The sequence below is a fragment of the Pseudomonas artemisiae genome, from assembly GCF_057128685.1.
Genome location: NZ_JBSKHS010000013.1, coordinates 91,287 through 108,493, shown reverse-complemented (window position 1 = coordinate 108,493; position 17,207 = coordinate 91,287). Strand labels below are relative to the sequence as shown.

General features: G+C 61.6%; 17 protein-coding genes. 7 read left to right on the top strand and 10 right to left on the bottom strand.

Annotation, left to right across the window (positions count from 1 at the left end):
* Positions 1–206 precede the first annotated feature (206 nt).
* Entirely contained in the window at positions 207–1,601 is a 1,395-nt protein-coding gene (locus ACWKV4_RS15825) for a PhoH family protein (protein WP_483833034.1), read from the top strand.
* Between the two features lie 118 nt (positions 1,602–1,719).
* Here ACWKV4_RS15825 and ACWKV4_RS15820 read toward each other — a convergent pair whose 3' ends face one another.
* Genes ACWKV4_RS15820 through ACWKV4_RS15805 form a run of 4 tightly spaced genes read right to left on the bottom strand, consistent with a single transcriptional unit; the run spans position 1,720 to position 6,461 of the window.
* A complete protein-coding gene (locus tag ACWKV4_RS15820; protein ID WP_483833033.1) occupies positions 1,720–2,568 on the bottom strand; it encodes an efflux RND transporter periplasmic adaptor subunit in 849 nt (282 codons plus the stop codon).
* A gap of 8 nt (positions 2,569–2,576) precedes the next feature.
* Complete coding sequence (locus tag ACWKV4_RS15815; protein ID WP_483833032.1) at positions 2,577–2,777, bottom strand: DUF1656 domain-containing protein; 201 nt, start codon at positions 2,775–2,777, stop codon at positions 2,577–2,579.
* Positions 2,767–4,932 (bottom strand): FUSC family protein, encoded by a 2,166-nt coding sequence (locus tag ACWKV4_RS15810; protein ID WP_483833031.1) that lies wholly within the window; start codon positions 4,930–4,932, stop codon positions 2,767–2,769. Before ACWKV4_RS15810 ends, ACWKV4_RS15815 begins: the two co-directional genes overlap by 11 nt.
* Positions 4,929–6,461 carry an efflux transporter outer membrane subunit gene (locus ACWKV4_RS15805; RefSeq protein ID WP_483833030.1) on the bottom strand — a complete coding sequence of 511 codons (1,533 nt, stop codon included), beginning with the start codon at positions 6,459–6,461 and terminating at the stop codon, positions 4,929–4,931. Before ACWKV4_RS15805 ends, ACWKV4_RS15810 begins: the two co-directional genes overlap by 4 nt.
* A gap of 256 nt (positions 6,462–6,717) precedes the next feature.
* On the opposite strand from ACWKV4_RS15805, the gene ACWKV4_RS15800 reads away from it, so the two are divergent.
* Both ACWKV4_RS15800 and ACWKV4_RS15795 read left to right on the top strand, forming a co-directional pair.
* Positions 6,718–7,665, top strand: coding sequence for a LysR family transcriptional regulator (locus tag ACWKV4_RS15800; protein ID WP_483833029.1), 948 nt, complete (start codon positions 6,718–6,720; stop codon positions 7,663–7,665).
* A gap of 169 nt (positions 7,666–7,834) precedes the next feature.
* Positions 7,835–8,809 carry a 2-hydroxyacid dehydrogenase gene (locus ACWKV4_RS15795; RefSeq protein ID WP_483833028.1) on the top strand — a complete coding sequence of 325 codons (975 nt, stop codon included), beginning with the start codon at positions 7,835–7,837 and terminating at the stop codon, positions 8,807–8,809.
* A gap of 9 nt (positions 8,810–8,818) precedes the next feature.
* Here the strand turns inward: ACWKV4_RS15795 and ACWKV4_RS15790 are convergent, their stop codons facing one another.
* Genes ACWKV4_RS15790 through ACWKV4_RS15780 form a run of 3 tightly spaced genes read right to left on the bottom strand, consistent with a single transcriptional unit; the run spans position 8,819 to position 11,006 of the window.
* Positions 8,819–9,154, bottom strand: a complete 336-nt coding sequence (locus ACWKV4_RS15790; RefSeq protein ID WP_483833068.1) for a DUF3325 domain-containing protein — start codon at positions 9,152–9,154, stop codon at positions 8,819–8,821.
* Complete coding sequence (locus ACWKV4_RS15785) at positions 9,154–10,707, bottom strand: PepSY-associated TM helix domain-containing protein (protein ID WP_483833027.1); 1,554 nt, start codon at positions 10,705–10,707, stop codon at positions 9,154–9,156. The genes ACWKV4_RS15790 and ACWKV4_RS15785 overlap by 1 nt, the downstream gene beginning before the upstream one ends.
* Positions 10,704–11,006, bottom strand: coding sequence for a DUF3649 domain-containing protein (locus ACWKV4_RS15780; protein WP_483833026.1), 303 nt, complete (start codon positions 11,004–11,006; stop codon positions 10,704–10,706). Before ACWKV4_RS15780 ends, ACWKV4_RS15785 begins: the two co-directional genes overlap by 4 nt.
* Positions 11,007–11,337: 331 nt before the next feature.
* On the opposite strand from ACWKV4_RS15780, the gene ACWKV4_RS15775 reads away from it, so the two are divergent.
* On the top strand, positions 11,338–11,658 hold the full coding sequence (locus tag ACWKV4_RS15775; protein ID WP_483833025.1) for a DUF3509 domain-containing protein: 321 nt from the start codon (positions 11,338–11,340) through the stop codon (positions 11,656–11,658).
* Positions 11,659–11,661: 3 nt separating this feature from the next.
* Here the strand turns inward: ACWKV4_RS15775 and ACWKV4_RS15770 are convergent, their stop codons facing one another.
* Positions 11,662–12,159 carry a phosphate-starvation-inducible protein PsiE gene (locus tag ACWKV4_RS15770; RefSeq protein ID WP_483833024.1) on the bottom strand — a complete coding sequence of 166 codons (498 nt, stop codon included), beginning with the start codon at positions 12,157–12,159 and terminating at the stop codon, positions 11,662–11,664.
* 153 nt (positions 12,160–12,312) lie between these two features.
* Between ACWKV4_RS15770 and ACWKV4_RS15765 the strand changes: the two genes are divergently transcribed.
* Positions 12,313–12,558 (top strand): YebG family protein, encoded by a 246-nt coding sequence (locus tag ACWKV4_RS15765; protein ID WP_483833023.1) that lies wholly within the window; start codon positions 12,313–12,315, stop codon positions 12,556–12,558.
* A gap of 144 nt (positions 12,559–12,702) precedes the next feature.
* A complete protein-coding gene (locus ACWKV4_RS15760; protein ID WP_483833022.1) occupies positions 12,703–13,509 on the top strand; it encodes a SirB1 family protein in 807 nt (268 codons plus the stop codon).
* Between the two features lie 18 nt (positions 13,510–13,527).
* Here ACWKV4_RS15760 and fahA read toward each other — a convergent pair whose 3' ends face one another.
* Positions 13,528–14,817 carry a fumarylacetoacetase gene (gene fahA, locus ACWKV4_RS15755; protein ID WP_483833021.1) on the bottom strand — a complete coding sequence of 430 codons (1,290 nt, stop codon included), beginning with the start codon at positions 14,815–14,817 and terminating at the stop codon, positions 13,528–13,530.
* Positions 14,814–16,100: a homogentisate 1,2-dioxygenase gene (gene hmgA / locus ACWKV4_RS15750; RefSeq protein WP_483833020.1), complete on the bottom strand. Its 1,287-nt coding sequence runs from the start codon at positions 16,098–16,100 to the stop codon at positions 14,814–14,816. The genes fahA and hmgA overlap by 4 nt, the downstream gene beginning before the upstream one ends.
* A 121-nt stretch (positions 16,101–16,221) precedes the next feature.
* On the opposite strand from hmgA, the gene ACWKV4_RS15745 reads away from it, so the two are divergent.
* Positions 16,222–17,004 (top strand): IclR family transcriptional regulator, encoded by a 783-nt coding sequence (locus ACWKV4_RS15745; RefSeq protein WP_483833019.1) that lies wholly within the window; start codon positions 16,222–16,224, stop codon positions 17,002–17,004.
* Positions 17,005–17,207 lie beyond the last annotated feature (203 nt).

Below are 17,207 nucleotides of genomic sequence, written 5' to 3'. Positions count from 1 at the left end.
ATAAACCTGCAAAGCGCGCAAAGTGCTTTGTTCCTTCGCAGGTTTTGCGGTACTAAGAAGTAGACCGCCGAACCCTGCCGACACAGGTGGCGTCTACCCGGGCTCCGCTGTATGTCGCAGGTCTCTCTTTGGAGTGACGGCGGCCATTCGAGGCGCGGTACCGTTCAGGTGCTGCGTCCATTGGCTCCCACGAAAGGTGACCGAGTATGGATGAACAAGGACGCACGCTTGCCCCCCACCAGCATATTCTTTATGTGCTGGATACAAACGTCCTGATCCACGACCCCAACGCCCTGCTCAATTTCCAGGAACACCACGTTGCTATCCCCATGACCGTGCTTGAGGAGTTGGACAAGCTCAAGGACGGTAAACATTCGGTCGCCGCCGAATGCCGCCAGGCCATCCGCCTGATCGACAAATTACTGGGTGAGGCCACGCCCCAGGACGTAGAGCGCGGCGTGCCTATCCAACGGGGCAAAGGCGACCCCAAGGGCTTTCTGTCTATTCTGATGAACAAGCGGGGGGCGCTGGAGAGCCCGCTGCCCGACCACCTCAACGATAATGTGATCATCAACCAACTGCTTGACCTGCATACTCGGCGGCATGACCTGAACGTGGTGCTGGTCTCCAAAGACATCAACATGCGCCTGAAGGCGCGCGGCTGCGGCATTGCCGCCGAAGACTACAGCACCGACCAGTTGGTGGATGATGTATCCCTGCTGTCGCGTGGCTATCATAGCGTGCCGGGTTCGTTCTGGGACCGCGTGCAGAAGGTCGATACCCGCCAGGATCATGGCCGTACCTGGCATCGGGTCCAGCTTAGCGAAGTGCTGCCCGCCGCCCATGTGAATGAATTCATCATCGATGAGCAGGGCTTCGTGGGCTGGATCAAAGCCGTGCGCAATGATGAGCTGATGATTCTGGACATGCACCAGGAGCCGCTGCTTCATCAGGAAGCCTGGGGGCTTAAGCCCCGGGACATTCACCAGGCCCTGGCTTTGTTCGCCCTGCTGGACCCGGACATTCACTTGGTGAACCTCTCCGGTGCGGCGGGCTCGGGCAAAACCATCCTGGCGCTGGCTGCGGCCATCGAGCAAACCATGGTAAGCAAGCGTTATCGGCGCATCATCGCTACCCGCAGTGTACAAGGCCTGGACCAGGAGATCGGTTTCTTGCCAGGCACCGAAGCGGAAAAAATGGAGCCCTGGCTGGGCGCGATCACCGACAACCTCGAAGCCTTGCACATGGATGACGAAAGCACCCATGGCAGCGTGGATTACATCCTTAGCAAGGTGCCGCTGCAGTTCAAATCCCTCAACTACATTCGGGGCCGCAGCTTCCAGCAAAGCCTGATCCTGATCGACGAGTGCCAGAACCTCACGCCACACCAGATGAAAACCATCATCACCCGCGCCGGTACTGGCTCCAAGGTGGTGTGCCTGGGTAACCTGGCGCAGATCGACACCCCTTACCTGTCGGCAACCAGTTCGGGGCTGACCTACCTGACCGAGCGCTTCAAAGACTTCCCCCATGGTGTGCACATTACCCTGCAGGGTGTGCCGCGCTCGATCCTGGCGGAATACGCTGAAACTCACCTGTAACCCTTCGCCAGGCGACCCCGCCGGTTTCGCCTGGCCTCCCCCGCCGCGTTGCCGCGACCGGGTTAGACATGGTGGCATGGCCGGTCGCGAGCAAGCTCGGCTGCTACGCGGCGATGAGCTAACGGATGATCACGGTGCAGGTGGTCCCGGCAGCCAGCAGCATCCCCTCGGGCACTTCATCCAAATGAATGCGCACCGGTACTCGCTGGGCCAGACGTACCCAATTAAAGGTAGGGTTCACATCCGCCAGCAGTTCGCGGCTTTCAGGGTTGTCCCGGTCGTAGATGCCTCGGGCGATGCTTTCTACATGCCCCTTCAGGGTTTCGCCGCTCATCATCTGCAACTCGGCCGTATCCCCCACCCGCACATGGGGCAGCTTGGTCTCTTCGAAAAACCCGTATACCCAGAACGAATGCTCGTCCACCACGGCCATTTTCGCATCACCGGCCTTGGCGTAATCCCCGGCGTGTACGTTCAGGTTAGTCACGTAGCCATCCACCTGGGCCACCACCCGAGTGCGTGTCAGGTTCAGTTCGGCCGCCGCCAGAGCCGCCTGGGCCTGGTGGTAGGCAGCCTCGGCGGCATCGGCCACGCTGCTGGCGTCTTCCTGGTTTTCCTTGGAAATCACCATGGCGTCCAGGTCGGCGCGGCGCTTGGCATTGAGCCGGCGCATGCTCCAATCGGCCTTGCGCGCGGCCACCTGCGCGCGCGCCTGGTCCACGGCGACCTGGTAATGGGCCGGGTCCACCTGGATCAGCAGATCGCCCTTGCGTACCTGTTGATTGTCCTTAACCGGCACCGCTACCACATAGCCTGCAACGTCGGCGGCCACATTGATGATATCGGCCCGCACGCGGCCGTCCCGAGTCCAGGGTGTGTCCATGTAACTGACCCACAGCACGCGCCCCAGCCACAGGGCCAAACCGAAGACAATCAAGGTACCAACCACGCTAAACAGCTTTTTCATGAGGTTTCTCAGCGGTAAACAGTGAGCGCCAACGCGCCGAATACACAAAAGAACAGGCTTAGCCTCAACAGCGCCGGGTGCCAGAACCAGCGATACACGTCCAGGCTGGCGAGCAAGCGGTCCAACCCCCAGGCCACACCCATGGCCAGAATCAGCATCAGGGTCAGCGCGGGCAGGTACACGCCCTGGAACGCAATTTCACGGGGCATGGGTCACTCCAGAAGGGGCAGGCAATTGAGCAAGTGGCGAGCGCGGGTCCAGCAAGCTGCTACGAATAAAATGCAGGTAGCTTTGCATCCGCCGCAGCACGGAGGTATCGAAGTGCCGTGCGAAGGGCTCGTCGGCCTCGCGTACGTTGCTGATTGCTTGGTCCACCGCGGCCAACGCCCGCTCCCGGTTGGCGAAATCTGGCTGAATAAACAAGCGGATCAACGCCCGGCCCATGGCGCGGATCGCTTGCCGCCAGGGCTGATGCTGGGCATACGCAGGGTGTACGAACAACCCCTCCTGCTCCTGGCGAATCTCGATCACCGCGTGGCCGATTTCCAGCACTAGCAGCATCCAGCGCAGCAGTTCGCGCTGTACGTCGGGCTGAGCCGCCGCCAGTCCATAGGCGTGATGGACAATGTCCCGCGCACGGCTCTCGAAGCCACCCAAGCGTTTAGAGGGCGCGCTTACCGCGAACACCATCAATTGCCGCAGCTCGGCTTGCAGTTGCCGCCACATCCAGCCAGCGTTGGGCGGCAGAATGACTGCCCCGGCCGCCGCGCACACCAGCATGCCCAGCACCATGGCGATATAGTCATTGATAAACCCATAAGGGTTGTACAGCGTGAGGTTGTCAGGCACTGAACCGATGGAAAAGAAAATCAGCAGCCCCAAGCCATACCCGGCCAAAGGCGGGCGAGACGCCAAGAAGGCCCCCAGGGCAAATACCGGTGCAAGTACCATGCACAGCAACGGGAAACCATCGATTCGCGGGTACACGTACACGTACTCGACAAAGCCCACGCAGGCACCCAGCAAGGTGCCGCAGGCCATTTGGAACGACATCCGCCGAGGGTTGGGCGTGGCAGCCGACAGGCCAATGGTCGCGGCGGCCACCAGGGTCATGGTGGCGCCGCTGGGCCAGGCCGTGGCGATCCAAAAACTGCCCAGCCCTAGCAGCACCAGCGACCCGCGCACACCCGATGCGAGGGACGCCAGCCAGTGGGTATGGGCCTTGTACGCATGCCGCTGCTGTTGCTGAGGGTCGTGATGATCGGCCAGGGACGCATGGGTAAGGGCATAGCCTTGCAGCGCCTCGATAAATCGATAGAGCAATTCGAAGGCGGTATGAAAATCCAGCAGATCTTGGTCGCTGGGCTTGGTGTCCAGAAACCCCGCCCGTAGCGCGCGCACCTGCTCGGTGAAGTGCTCGCGGTAATGCTCCAGGGCAGCAGACAGGCGGCCAGCATCTTCCAGGGTCAGCGGTTGGCCGGCGAAGGGCGTCATGCAGCCGGCGAAGGCGTCTAGACCCGGCGTTAGAAAGGGCCGCACCCGGCTGTTGCCATCCAGGCGTGCCAGCAGTTGATATAAGGCATTGAAACGAGTGGTCAGGGCCATGAACTGGTTATTGAGGCGGCTGACCCGCCCGCTGCGCCGACGCATGTGCGGGTCTTCGAACGCCGTGGCGCTGCGCAGCCCTTCCAGGCCTACGGCTTCGGCCATAAAGCGGGCGTTGCTGTGCTCGAATGCGGCCTCGCTCCCCCTGCCGGCCAAGTTGTCCAATACAAAGGCGGCAAAGGTCCCGAAGCGCTGATACAAGGCGTTGCGCATGGCGGCGCTGGCTGACTGCGGCAACACCGCCGCGCTCACGCTGGTGGCCACCAGCAGCCCCAGACAAATTTCCAGCACCCGCCAGAGGGCTGCGAACAAGGCCCCCTCGGGATGGGCCAGCACGGGTAAGCCGATCATGGCGGCGGTATAGCCCGCCAGCACGAACCCATAACCTCGAAAATTACGCTGGCGCATCGCACCCGCCGAGCATAGGCCCACCCACAGGGCCAGGCTGGGCAAAAACAGCTCGGTGTTCTGGGGAAAGACCGCGATCAGCGCCAAGGTAACCATGGAGCCAGCCAAGGTCCCCAGCAGGCGGTAAAAGCTTTTGGCAAACACTTGCCCGCTTTGCGGCTGCATCACGATAAACACTGTGGCCAAGGCAGTGCGCGGCTGCGGCAGCTCCAGGCGCATGGCCAGCCATAGCGTAAGGAACGCCGCCAGCAGCACCTTGAAGATAAACACCCAGGTCACGCCGTCGCTACGGGCCCATTCCAGGCCACCTCGCCTCAGGCGCGCGGCTAACGACCCCATAGCCAGCGTCATGGCCTTACCCGCTTACGCGCCTCATCCATCAGCGATAGCGCAGCGGGCAGCCCAGGCGCGTTCAACCGACCTGGCGCTGGGCTGTCGCTACCCGCCTCCAGCCCGCCACCCAGGGCCGTGACAAGATCGACCTGGGTCACCAGGCGGGCGGCCTGTACGTCTTCTTGTACCGTACGCTGACGCAACAAGGCCGTTTGCGCCTGTAGCACCTCCAAATACCCGGTCAGGCCCCGTTGCCAGCCAACCGTGGCCAACGTCCAGGCGCGCTGGGCGCTGGCCACCGACTGCTCGGCGTAACGTGCCTGGTGCGCCAGTGAAGCACGGCGGATCAGTTGATCGGAGACGTCCTTCAGGGCATTGGCCAGTACCTCTTGATACTGAGCCACCGCCAGATCGTAGCCACCGGCGGCCTCGCCCAACTCAGCGCGCAGCCGGCCGCCATCAAACAGCGGCAAGCTGATGGCAGGGCCAGCGCTGTAGCCTAGCTTTTGCCCTGTCAGGAAGGCCAGTAGGCCACCGCTGGTGGTCATGTATCCCAGGCTGGCGGAGAGGTCGACGTTGGGATAGAAACTGGCCTGGGCCACTTCGATACCCCTGGCCTGGGCCGCCACCTGCCAGCGGCTGGCGACCACATCGGGGCGCTGCCCCAGCAACTGCGCGGGCAAGTGCGTGGGCACACCTAGCCCTTGCGCCAGGCTCAGCCTGGGCCGTTGAAGGCCCGCCCCCGCCCCAGGGCCCTTTCCGGCCAGGGCCGCCAACTGGTTACGCGCCTGGGCGATTTGCTCTTCCAGCGCATCGAGCTGACGCTGAGTTTCGGGGATCAGCGTTTGCGCCTGGCTGACCTCCAACTGGGTGCCGATTCCTGCCCGTAAACGCTGGTCAGCCAGAGCCAATACCTGGCGCTGCTGGCCCAGGGTCGCTTCGAGAATGTCCTGCCGGGCATAGCTCAGCGCCATACCGATATACACCCGTACCACGTCCCTTACCAACGACAGCCTTGCCTGCCGCGCCTGGGCCGCGCCCATATGGGCAAGGTCCAGCGAGCGTTCGCTGGCACTGCGGTCCCGGTGCCACAGGTCCAGGTCATAACTGAGGCTCAGGCCTGCGTGATTGTCCCACGTGGTGTGGTCGGCCAGGTCGCCCGGCCCATAGAAACCATCGGTTGGCCAGTTGCGTCGGTCGAAGGTAGCGCTTGCGCCTAGCTGTGGCGCCTCCCGGGCCTCAGCCAGCCCCGCGGCGGCCCGTGCCTGGCGCAAACGCGCATTGGCCGCCGCCAAGCTAGGGCTACCGGCAAGGGTCAGGGTTATCCACTGGTTCAGCTGAGGGTCGCCAAACCCTTGCCACCACTGGCGATCGGGCCAACCGGCCTCGGCGGTGGCTGCCTCAATGGCGGCATCTGTAGCCAGTTGGTTCGGCGCCGGCAGTTGAGCCTTGGCGGCGATACCCCCGGTGCCTACGCAAGCAGTCAAAGCCAGTGAGAACGCACAAGCACTGAGTGCTTCAAGCACTCGAAAAAAGCGACGCGGCACAGCAGCAAGTTCCGGGGATAGAGGGGTTGGGGCAGGAATGGAGGGCGCCATTCTAAGGTGGCGGGCCTCGGCCGATAAGCGGTTATTGTTGCGATTCTTTGTTACTCGGAAGAAGACAATCCGCCGTGCCAGGGCAGTCGAACTTCGTAAAAGATCATCCAATGGCGCTGATGAAACCTTTCATGCGAGCAAGACGGGCTAGTTACGATTGTGTAACTTCATGCGACAATTCGCCGGTTCATTCAGAGAACGAGCCATGGACACCCTGCAAAACATGCGCGCCTTCACCTGCGTGGCCGAAGCTGGCAGCTTTACCGCGGCCGCCGGGCAATTGGATACCACCACCGCCAACATCTCCCGCGCCATTTCCAACCTTGAAGCACATTTGCAAACCCGCCTGCTCAACCGTACCACCCGGCGCATCGCCTTGACCGAAGCAGGTAAGCGGTACCTGGTGCGTTGCGAGCAGATCCTGGCCTACGTCGAGGAGGCCGAAGCCGAGGCCAGCGACGCCCATGCTCGCCCAGCCGGCCAATTGAAAGTGCACACCATGACCGGTATTGGCCAGCACTTCGTGATTGATGCCATTGCCGGTTACCGCAAGGCCCACCCGGACGTGACCTTCGACCTTACCCTGGCCAACCGCGTGCCAGACTTGCTGGATGAAGGTTACGATGTGTCCATCGTGCTGGCCAGCGAGCTGCCAGACTCAGGCTTCGTGTCTCAGCGCCTGGGCATCACCTACAGCATCGTTTGCGCCTCGCCCGAATACGTGCGCGCCCATGGCGTGGCGCGCAAGCCTGGAGATTTACGCAACCATGCCTGCCTGCGGCTGGTCAGCCCGGTGGTGCAACTGGAACGCTGGCTGTTCCATGGCCCCGAAGGGCAGGAAATGCTCAATATTACCCATGCGCCCTTTCAGGTGAACTCCGCCGATGCGATGAAGACCGCCATCTCCAGCGGCATGGGCGTGGGCGTATTGCCCATCTACGCGGCCATCGATGGGCTGCGTAACGGCACGCTGGTACGGATGATGCCCGAGTATCGGTTGCAGGAGCTGAACCTCTATGCCATCTATCCCTCTCGTCAGTACCTGGACGCCAAGATCAAAACCTGGGTCGAATACTTGCGTGGCACCCTGCCGGACCTTCTCGCCGCCCAGGACGCCGCCTTGCGCAGCCATGTGCAGCGCTTCGAGGCCTGAGGTTATAAGCTGCGAGCTGAATTGCCGTAGGAGCCAGCGGAGCTGGCGAACAGCACGCCGCTGCTCGGTTTAACGTGCCGAAAATTGTGCAAGCCTATTTTCGCAAGCTTGCGCTCGCGCCTACATGTGATAGTAGCTTAGCCTTCACTCTCCGCCTGGAATCGTCCCGATGAGAAAGACCGTACTTGCTTTCAGCCGTATTACCCCGGCCATGGTCGAGCGTCTGCAACAAGACTTCGATGTGATCGTGCCGGACCCTGCCAAAGGCGACTTCGCGGCTCAGTTCGACGAGGCATTGCCCAAGGCCCATGGCTTGATTGGCGCCGGCCGCCCTCTGGGCGAAGCGCAGCTTAAGGCCGCCGCCAACCTGGAAGTTATCTCCAGTGTCTCGGTGGGCTACGACAACTATGACGTGGCCTACCTTACCGGTCGTGGCATCGCCCTGACCAACACGCCGGATGTACTGACCGAAAGCACCGCGGACCTTGCGTTTTCGCTACTAATGGCCAGCGCACGCCGCACCGCCGAATTGGACGCCTGGACCAAGGCCGGGCAGTGGAAAGCCAGCATCGGGCCCGAGCTGTTCGGCAGCGACATTCACGGTAAAACCCTGGGCATCGTGGGCATGGGCAACATAGGCGCAGCCGTCGCCCGGCGCGGGCACTTCGGCTTCAACATGCCGGTGGTGTACAGCGGCAACAGCCGTAAGGACGCCTTGGAAGCCGAGCTGGATGCGACCTTCCTGCCCTTGGACGAGTTGCTGGGCAAGGCGGACTTTGTTTGCCTGGTCGTGCCCTTGAGCGACAAAACCCGCCACTTGATCGGCGGCCGCGAACTGGCGCTGATGAAAAAATCCGCGTTCCTGATCAATATTTCCCGTGGGGCGGTAGTGGATGAACCTGCGCTGATAGAGGCCCTGCAAAACGGTACCATCCGGGGCGCTGGGCTGGATGTATACGCGCGTGAACCCTTGGCGGACTCTCCCCTGTTCGCCTTGAAAAACGCGGTGACGTTGCCCCACATTGGCTCGGCCACCGGCGAAACCCGCCAGGCCATGGCAGAGCGTGCCATGGACAACCTCACGGCTGCGTTGAAGGGTGAGCGCCCTACCGACCTGGTGAACCCAGATGTGCTGAAGCGCTAACGCTCGCGCCTAACTGGCCAATGCCTGGTACAGGCCCAGGGCAAGCGCCCCGGGCATGGCCAGTACGGCCAGGCGCAGAGCCAGCTTGGGGTGATAGGGCAACAGCCATACCAGCAGCCCCGCGCTAGCCATGGCCAAGGCCAGGCTTCGTACCAGGCCCATGGCCCAGCCTGCGCTGATCATCAAGGACAGCATGGCCAAGGCCAGCAGCACTACGCCAGCGATCCGCAAAATCACTTGCAGAGGCTTGCTGAGCTTGCCTCCTCGCAGCGCTTGGTGATGCCGGTCCATGGCCAGGCACAGGGCCATAAACCCTGGGTAACACAACATCGCCCCCAACAGCATCACGAAACCGCCCTGGCCGCACGGGCCGGCGCCTGCTCCGCCACGCCCTTGAGGGCCAGCTTGCGCGCCATCCAGCCTAGCGTACCCGCACAGCCCAGCAGGCTAAGGTCTACCCCGGCCGTGGCCCAGTCATTCGCGGCGACGGCCTGGGTTAACCCGCGCGATGTGGTCAGCATGCCCAGCAGCGGCAGAGAGAGATAAAGAACGGCGGCCACGGACAATTGCTCGATCCAACCCTGGCGAGTCGGGCGCAGGGCCGCATGAAGCAGGCTGCCCAGCCAGGCAAGGAAGAACACCCGCACCTCCCAGCCGCTGCGCTCGGCCAATGCCAGAGGCAACAGCCGATTGGCGCAGAAATAGGCCGCCACCGCCATTACCAAACCGGCAATGCCCGCCAGGTTCAGCGTGGCCACCACCCGCAGGCCAACGGGTGGCCGGGGTTGACGGGCATGCTTGAGCTGACGCTTGCTAAGCCACAGCACCAGCCCCGTGGCGATCATGCCACTGCCCGCCAAGCCAAATATGAAGTACAACCAACGCTCCAGGGGATTGGCGAATTGGCCCATATGCAGACCATAAAAGCCTCCACCTACCCACAGTGCCCCACTGCCTGGCACCGCTGACCCCACTGCCTGGCCGGTAACCCCGTCAAAGGCCAGGCTAGCGCCCGGCAAGTAAGCGATACGGTCGCCGCCATGGCGATAGAACACCACGCGGGCGTTTTTATCACCGGGGTTCTGGACCTCTATGCGGCTAAAGCGTGCGCCCGGCCATTGCGCCAAGGCCGCGTCGTACAAGGCTGCCAATGGGGCCTGGGGCGCCGCCTCGCCCTGCGCCGTAGGCGGGAAGGCATTGGGGAAGGCTTCCTGATAGAACTGCCCTATCCCCTCTTTATAAACGGTAGTGAAGGAGGCCGGCAGCAGCATTGCCATGAAAATCACTAGGCCGCTGTAGGTGATAATCAGATGATAAGGCAGCACCAGCACACCCACGGCATTGTGGCCATCCAGCCAGGAGCGCTGACCCTTGCCGGGGCGGAAGGTAAAGAATTCCTTGAAAAACTTTTTATGGGTGATGATGCCGCTGACCAGGGTCACCAGCATTACCAAGGCGGCCAGGCTCGCCATCCAGCGCCCCCAGGGGTAGCCAAGCTCCAACTCGTAATGGAAGCGAAAGAAAAAATCCCCGCCCCGGCTATCCCGAGTCGTTACCAGTTGCCCGCTGTGAGGGTCCAGCAGCTTGCTGACAAAGCGCCTGCCCTGCCCGCTGGTTTGTGGCCACATCACTTCCAGCGCGGGTTGGCGTTCATCCGGTGGCATCACGTACCAGGTAGACGCACCACCGGCATTGGCTTGCAGAAAGGTGTCGGCCACGGCGAGGGAGGCGCGAGTATCGAGCGCGCGTACGGGCACTTCGGGGTGGGCCCAGTGGGAGATTTCTTCCTTGAAATAGCTGAGCGTGCCGGTAAGAAATATCGCAAACAACAGCCAGCCAAAGGTCAGGCCCAGCCAGGTATGAAGCCAGGCCATTGCCTGACGCAGGCCTTCTCTCATACCAGTGACACCCGCGAAAGCCCCAGGCAACCGAGAGCCAGCACCAGTGTGCACCCTCCTACGCCCAGCCAGGCCTTGGTGGCGCTGGCACAGGCGAACACCCAGAGCACGGCCGCCACGTATACCACGAACCCTAGCATCATGCCGCTCACTGCCGCCTGGGCAGGCGGCGCGGGTACTAGAGCGGCAATAAAGGCACTGCTGGCACTGGCCAAGGCATAACCGCCAACGCTGGCGGCCAGGCACCGCGATGCGACACCTAGCCGATAACGCAAAGGAACGAACACTGGTTTCTTCATGGCGGCAACAGGAGAAAGGAAAGCAGCGATTCTATTGATAAACGTTCTCATACGCAAAGGCACTTTGAGCCTTGACGCACCGCGGCAGTGCGGGCCAATGCCCGACGCCTCTTGCCAGCCCGCTGTCGCAGTGAAACGGCAAAAGATTTACGCGCTCCTCCCTGGAGCAAAGGCTTGGTCAAAAGGCGGCACGCGCCTTGCTACCTGCCCTATACGGGCCACGGCATGGCACGCTGACGAACGGCTGGGACTCTGGACCAACGGTCAGAATCGCCAGAACTAACCATGGCCGCCTCAGTCAATAGGGGCAGTCGACCAAGGCAGGTGAAGTATGGACAACCCCTTTCAAACCATCAGCAATGCGTTTCAGCCGGAGTATCGGGTCAACCTGAGTATCCAAGGGCTGGATGGCACCATTATGCTGACGCTGTCCAATGATCAAGGCATGGTGGCCAAGCGGATGATCAGCCTGGCGCAGCGTAAGGACCCGGTGCGTCTGCAGCGGCTGATTGACAGTATCAAGTTCGGCATTGCCATCGAACGCGGCGACAGCGCCATGGAAATGCTTGCCGCGATGACCGATTCCAGCAAGCAGCCTTTGCTGCCCCAGCCGCCCGCGGCTGATTGGCAAGCGGCCGCGGGGTCCCGCTAAGTTTCAGGTTTCGCCTTTTTCCAGCTCTACGCCCACTACCTTACCCGCACGCACTTGCCGCGGCCCCTCGATCTTGATGGAGGGGTAGCGTGACGAGGCATAGCGCACCACCAAAATGGCAAAGGCCAGCAGCAGGATTGCCCCAGACAGGTACACCACCCCCAGGTCTGGCGGCGCATGGTGCGACACGTCGGAAATCAACAGGCGCGTCAGCGCGGTGATCGCCACGTAAATCAGAAAGCGCACCGGCATGTGGTTGGTCTTGAAATAAATCCCCACCATCGCGCCCAGCTCCAGGTAGATGAACAACAAGAGGATGTCATCCACGCTGATGGCGCCTTTTTCCAGCATTTGCATGAACGCCATGACCGCCGCCCAGGCCGTAACCCCGCCAATAGCGAACAGCGCCAGGTAGTGAAACCCTTCTACCAACAGGTTGCCGAGCGATTCCGCGCAGTCGTGTACCCGATCTCTCAACGCATCGGCCCAATTCTTCTTCACTGTATCCATCCTTTCACATGAACCGGGCTAACCTGCCCGGACAGCTGTTACACCAGAAGATGCAGGCTGATTCAAGCACGCGGGCTTGCCTGCGCGCTCATGACACTGTATAAATAACCAGCATACGCAAACGCTCGCGCTTGAGAGGCCCTCATGGCTGTTGAAGTTCTGTATCGAAGCACTCGTGATCTGGAGACCATATTCTTGGATAGGAAACTCGCAGACGCACACGATCAAATGTTGGAATTGGCCGAGGTCGTCGGTCAGGTTCTGGAAAAGAACATCGCTGGCCTGAATGAAAATCAGGCTGAAGAAATCGGCATTTTCCTGGCCAAGCACAGGGCGGTGTTCGCTTCGGCCTTCAAGAGCAATATCGATGCCCTGGCTGATCTCAAGTAGCCCAAAGGGCTTGATGGCGGCACTCTTAGCCCTGCCCGGTAGGCGGTTCGCACTGGACGAACACGGATTACCGCGCTACAAGAACTGAAGCACAGTGAGGCTGGCCTCGCTGGCAACGGTTGGCTGAACGGAGTGCCCTGCCCTATGAACCCACGTCAAGCGTGCCTCGACTGTATAGGCCGCGCGCCGTGCGCATTGTTTGAGGCAGCGCTGTGGCTGGCCGCCGAGCATGAGCCTAGCTTGCAGCCCGCACAGGTATTGCGGCAGGTTCAAGACTTACAAGGCACCATCGCCGCACAATTACCGTCACTGCCTGCACGGGAATTGGCCCAACCCCTGCTACGAGCGCTTAGCGCGCAGGGGTTCGCCCAGGACGATCACCTGCCTCTGCGAGTAGATGCTGCTCTGGTTCACCGGGTACTGGCAAGAAAGCGCGGCCAACCCCTGGCACTTGGGCTGTTGGCGCTGGAGCTGGCCCAGCGCATGGGCATTGCGCTGGTAGGCATTAACTTCCCAGGCCACTTTCTATTGCAGGTGCCAGGGGCCGACCATGTGTTGGACCCCTGCGGCGGTCGGCGGCTGTACCCCGAGCAATGCCGCGAACTGCTAGCCCGCCAGTACGGCGGCGACGCGAAGTTGCGTGCAGAGTACCTGGCCGCGGCTACCCCTACGCAGATGCTGCAACGACTGTCCCGTAATTTACGGCAGTTGCATGCAAGCCAAGGCGAGTACTTGCCTGCCTTGAAAGACGCTGAGCGAATATTGGAGCTGGGCCCCGGTACAACCGCCGATTACCTGGCCCGGGCGGCGTTATACCAACAGCTCGATTGCCCCGAGGCAGAGCGGTTTGACGTGGAGCACGCGCTGCTGCTCAGTGAGGACCCATTGCAACGCCTGCGCCTGACCGAGCGCCTGCAACGTTTGCCAGGCGCTGGGCGTAGGCTTCACTGATTAACCGTTCTGCCCTGGTCACGCCGATGTTATCCGGCCTCTGCACTCACCAAAGCCCAGGCTGCCTATACCTTCCTTACGGCAGCGTGCCCGCAGAATCACTTCATCACCGTCTTCGAGAAAATACCGTTGCTCACTGTTGGCCAGGGTAAGCGGTTGCGTACTGCCCAGGGTGATTTCCAGCAGGCTGCCCAATTGGGAGGGTTGCGGGCCAGAGAGTGTTCCCGAACCGAACAGATCCCCTGCCCTCAACTGGCATCCATTAGCCGTGTGGTGGGCAACCATTTGTGCCACCGTCCAGTACATATGCCGGGTATTACTCAAGGAAATGCGTTCCGGTGCCTGCCCCTGCTGGCGCATCAGGGGCGTTTGTAGCCACACCTCCAGTTCGATGGCCAAGGCCCCGTTACGCTGGTCTTCATCGCTCCACAGATAAGGCAAGGGCGCAGGGTCCCCCGCTGGCCGTGGGGGCTGAGCGTCACGGAAAGGCTCGAGGGCTTCGGGAGTGATAACCCAAGGAGACAGGCTAGTGACGAAACTTTTTGACAAGAACGGGCCCAGTGGCTGGTATTCCCAAGCCTGCACGTCCCGGGCGGACCAATCGTTGAGCAAGCAAAAGCCAGCAATATGCTCGCCGGCCGACGCAATGGGCAGCGGCTCACCCCGCGCATTACCCTGCCCCAGCCAAATGCCCAGTTCCAGTTCGAAATCCAGTTTTGCGCAAGGCCCATACTCCGGTTCACTGGCGCCAGGCGCCAACCGTTGCCCGCGGGGGCGGCGAACGTCCGCTCCCGAGGCGCGTAGAGTCGAAGCCCGGCCATGATAGGCGATGGGCAGGTACTTATAATTGGGCAGCAAGGGGTTATCTGGACGGAGCAGCCGCCCTACGTTGCGCGCGTGCTCGATACCCACGTAAAAATCGGTGTAATCGCCAATGCGTGCCGGCAGGTGCAGGTCGCAATCCTCAGCGGGAATAAGGCACGGCCGCACCAGTGCCTGCTCAACCGCTCCATGGCTGAATACTGCTAGCAGTCGCTCGCGCAGCGCCTTGCGCGGCCCCGGCCCTTGGTCGAATAAGCCATTCAGAAACCCATCAGCGCATGCCTGCACGGCTTGCTGAGCTGGCCCACTCAACAGGCCTGTGGCATCCAGGGCTTGCAGGTCGAGAATATGCTCGCCCAAGGCAACGCCTGGCCTACGGGGGCCACCCCCCTGATTAAAGATACCCAGCGGTAGGTTGTGCAGGGGGAAGTCCCCGTGACCATTGGCCTCGATCCACCAACTGACCGGGGCATGAGTCAAGGTCATAGCACCCCCTTGGGCTCGAACAGCCTCGGCAGGCTTGCCCAGCAATCGTCATAATCAGGCTGCAACTGCTCGCAGGCCAAGGCGAACTGGCTAGGGCGCAGTACCTGGCTGGTTTCGAACATAAACGCCAAGGTGCCGCTCAGCTTTACCGGGGCAAGCTCGGCCGCCATGGCTATAGCGCTGGTTTCGGCATCCGGGCCATGGGCGCTCATGCAACTGTGCAAGGAGACGCCCCCCGGCTGAAAGCCTGTGGCCTTGGCATCGTAGGTGCCTTCGATCAATCCCATGAACTCGTTCATGACATTGCGGTGAAACCACGGCGGCCTAAAGGTACCTTCGGCCACCATCCAGCGTGGTGGGAATATCACGAAGTCCATATTCGCCGCGCCGTTCAAGCCGGGCGAGGTCAATACGGTGAAAATCGAAGGGTCGGGATGGTCGTAGCTGACCGTGCCCATGGTGTTGAATCGAGCCAGGTCATAACTGTAGGGCACGTTGTTGCCATGCCAGGCCACAACGTCCAGCGGCGAATGCGCCAAGGGGGCGGCCCATAGCTCGCCGAGAAACTTCTGTACAAGCAGCGTAGGCCCGGTTTGCTCGAAACACGCCTGGGGGGCGGTGAAGTCTCGTGGGTTGGCCAGCCCGTTGCTGCCGATAGGGCCCAGTTCAGGCAAACGCAGGGGCGCGCCGTGATTTTCCGCCAGGTACCCACGGGACGCTTCGCCAAGCAGACTCAGGCGAAACCTCATGCCCCGGGGCACCACAGCGACCATTCCCGGCTGAACCTCTAGCATCCCCAGTTCAGTGAACAGGCGCACAGCGCCCAACTGCGGCACAAACAGCAGTTCGCCGTCGGCATCGTAGAACACCCGGTCCATGGAGCGATTGGCGCACCACTGGTACAAGCTGACGCCGCTGACAGCCTCGGCGTGAGCAGTGGCCGCCATGGGCCGCAGCCCGTCAATAAAATCCACTGGCGTGGCTGGCAGCGCAAGTGGGTCCCAGCGAAGGCGATTGGGGTTCACTGGCCCCATGGCGAGCCCCGGCAATTGTGTAGCCATACGCTCGAAGCGAGGGTGCAAGGCCGAAGGGCGAATACGGTACATCCAGGTGCGCCTGGCCTCGGCGCGGGGCACCGTAAAGGCGGTACCGGAGAATTGCTCGGCATACAGGCCAAGGGCCGGGCGTTGAGGTGAGTTGCGCCCCTCTGGCAACGCGCCAGCAAGCGCCTCACTGCTAAAGTGGTTACCGAAGCCGCCAAGTACGGTGTGAGTGCCTGTCACAAGGCCTCCTGGCAAGTTGCCTGATTGTTTTTATTGTAACTTGATTACGCATAACGTAATTTGCCCGCCGACAAGGGTCAAGTTATAAAGGGCGCCTTTCTCCCTGGCCAAGTGGCAACCCATGGACCCGATTCCTCACAGCGGCAATGGCAAACAGAAAGTGCGTTCCGCGCAGGTGGGCACTGACATTCTCAAGGCCCTGGCCAGCCTTACCCCCTCTACGTCACTGTCTCGCCTGGCCGAACAGGTGCAGATGCCTGCTAGCAAGGTGCATCGGTATTTGCAGGCCTTGATCGCCAGCGGCTTTGCCGAACAAAATCTTGTAACCAGTCACTACGGCTTGGGCCGTGAGGCCCTGCGGGTGGGGTTGGCGGCCTTAGGCGCCATGGACGTACTTAAGCAGGCCGCGCTGCCGTTATCCCTGCTGCGCGATACCCTGGATGAAACCTGCTTTCTCGCGGTTTGGGGCAATCATGGGCCTACGGTGGTCAACGTGGAGCCTGCGCTGCGTGAAGTCACCCTGGTCACGCAGATCGGCTCGGTACTGCCTTTGCTGGGCTCATCCACTGGCCTGGTGTTTTGCGCCTTTTTGCCGGAACGAGAAACCACGGCGTTGCAGGCTGCCGAACTGTCAGCACTGACCGCCGAGCGTCAGGCCGCGCTGCCTGGGGTGCTGGATGAGATTCGCGGTGCTGGCCTGCACGCCATACACGGCCTGCTGTTGCCAGGGGTGGATGCCCTCTCGGCGCCGGTACTGGATGCCATGGGCCGGATATCAGCGGTGATAACCGTGGTAGGGCCTAGCTCTATGTTTCAGGCGCAGGCTCAAGGGCCTGCCGCCGCGGCATTAAGGCAAGCCGCCGCGGGTGTAAGTTGGCGTATGGGTTACGAGGCCGCGCGCTAACCCATTGTTACACAAGCAGCAATAGTCAATGTTGCCTGGGCTGGTTTATCCAAAGCACCTGGCCCCGTATGCTTCTCACCGCTCGAACACTGTTCAACTTAATACTGCCTTAAGCCGGATGGCTCAGTATCAAGCCTTAGGCTCGTGTACGAAATGGTTTGGCACAAAGGTCAGGCAAGGCGAAAAACGGCGAGGAAGCGGAG

Bases quoted from the DNA above. Each gene is read 5' to 3' on its own strand.
- ACWKV4_RS15825 (WP_483833034.1), top strand. From the start codon at position 207: ATGGATGAACAAGGACGCACGCTTGCCCCCCACCAGCATATTCTTTAT.
- ACWKV4_RS15820 (WP_483833033.1), bottom strand. From the start codon at position 2,568: ATGAAAAAGCTGTTTAGCGTGGTTGGTACCTTGATTGTCTTCGGTTTG.
- ACWKV4_RS15815 (WP_483833032.1), bottom strand. From the start codon at position 2,777: ATGCCCCGTGAAATTGCGTTCCAGGGCGTGTACCTGCCCGCGCTGACC.
- ACWKV4_RS15810 (WP_483833031.1), bottom strand. From the start codon at position 4,932: ATGACGCTGGCTATGGGGTCGTTAGCCGCGCGCCTGAGGCGAGGTGGC.
- ACWKV4_RS15800 (WP_483833029.1), top strand. From the start codon at position 6,718: ATGGACACCCTGCAAAACATGCGCGCCTTCACCTGCGTGGCCGAAGCT.
- ACWKV4_RS15795 (WP_483833028.1), top strand. From the start codon at position 7,835: ATGAGAAAGACCGTACTTGCTTTCAGCCGTATTACCCCGGCCATGGTC.
- ACWKV4_RS15790 (WP_483833068.1), bottom strand. From the start codon at position 9,154: ATGCTGTTGGGGGCGATGTTGTGTTACCCAGGGTTTATGGCCCTGTGC.
- ACWKV4_RS15785 (WP_483833027.1), bottom strand. From the start codon at position 10,707: ATGAGAGAAGGCCTGCGTCAGGCAATGGCCTGGCTTCATACCTGGCTG.
- ACWKV4_RS15780 (WP_483833026.1), bottom strand. From the start codon at position 11,006: ATGAAGAAACCAGTGTTCGTTCCTTTGCGTTATCGGCTAGGTGTCGCA.
- ACWKV4_RS15775 (WP_483833025.1), top strand. From the start codon at position 11,338: ATGGACAACCCCTTTCAAACCATCAGCAATGCGTTTCAGCCGGAGTAT.
- ACWKV4_RS15765 (WP_483833023.1), top strand. From the start codon at position 12,313: ATGGCTGTTGAAGTTCTGTATCGAAGCACTCGTGATCTGGAGACCATA.
- ACWKV4_RS15760 (WP_483833022.1), top strand. From the start codon at position 12,703: ATGAACCCACGTCAAGCGTGCCTCGACTGTATAGGCCGCGCGCCGTGC.
- fahA (WP_483833021.1), bottom strand. From the start codon at position 14,817: ATGACCTTGACTCATGCCCCGGTCAGTTGGTGGATCGAGGCCAATGGT.
- ACWKV4_RS15745 (WP_483833019.1), top strand. From the start codon at position 16,222: ATGGACCCGATTCCTCACAGCGGCAATGGCAAACAGAAAGTGCGTTCC.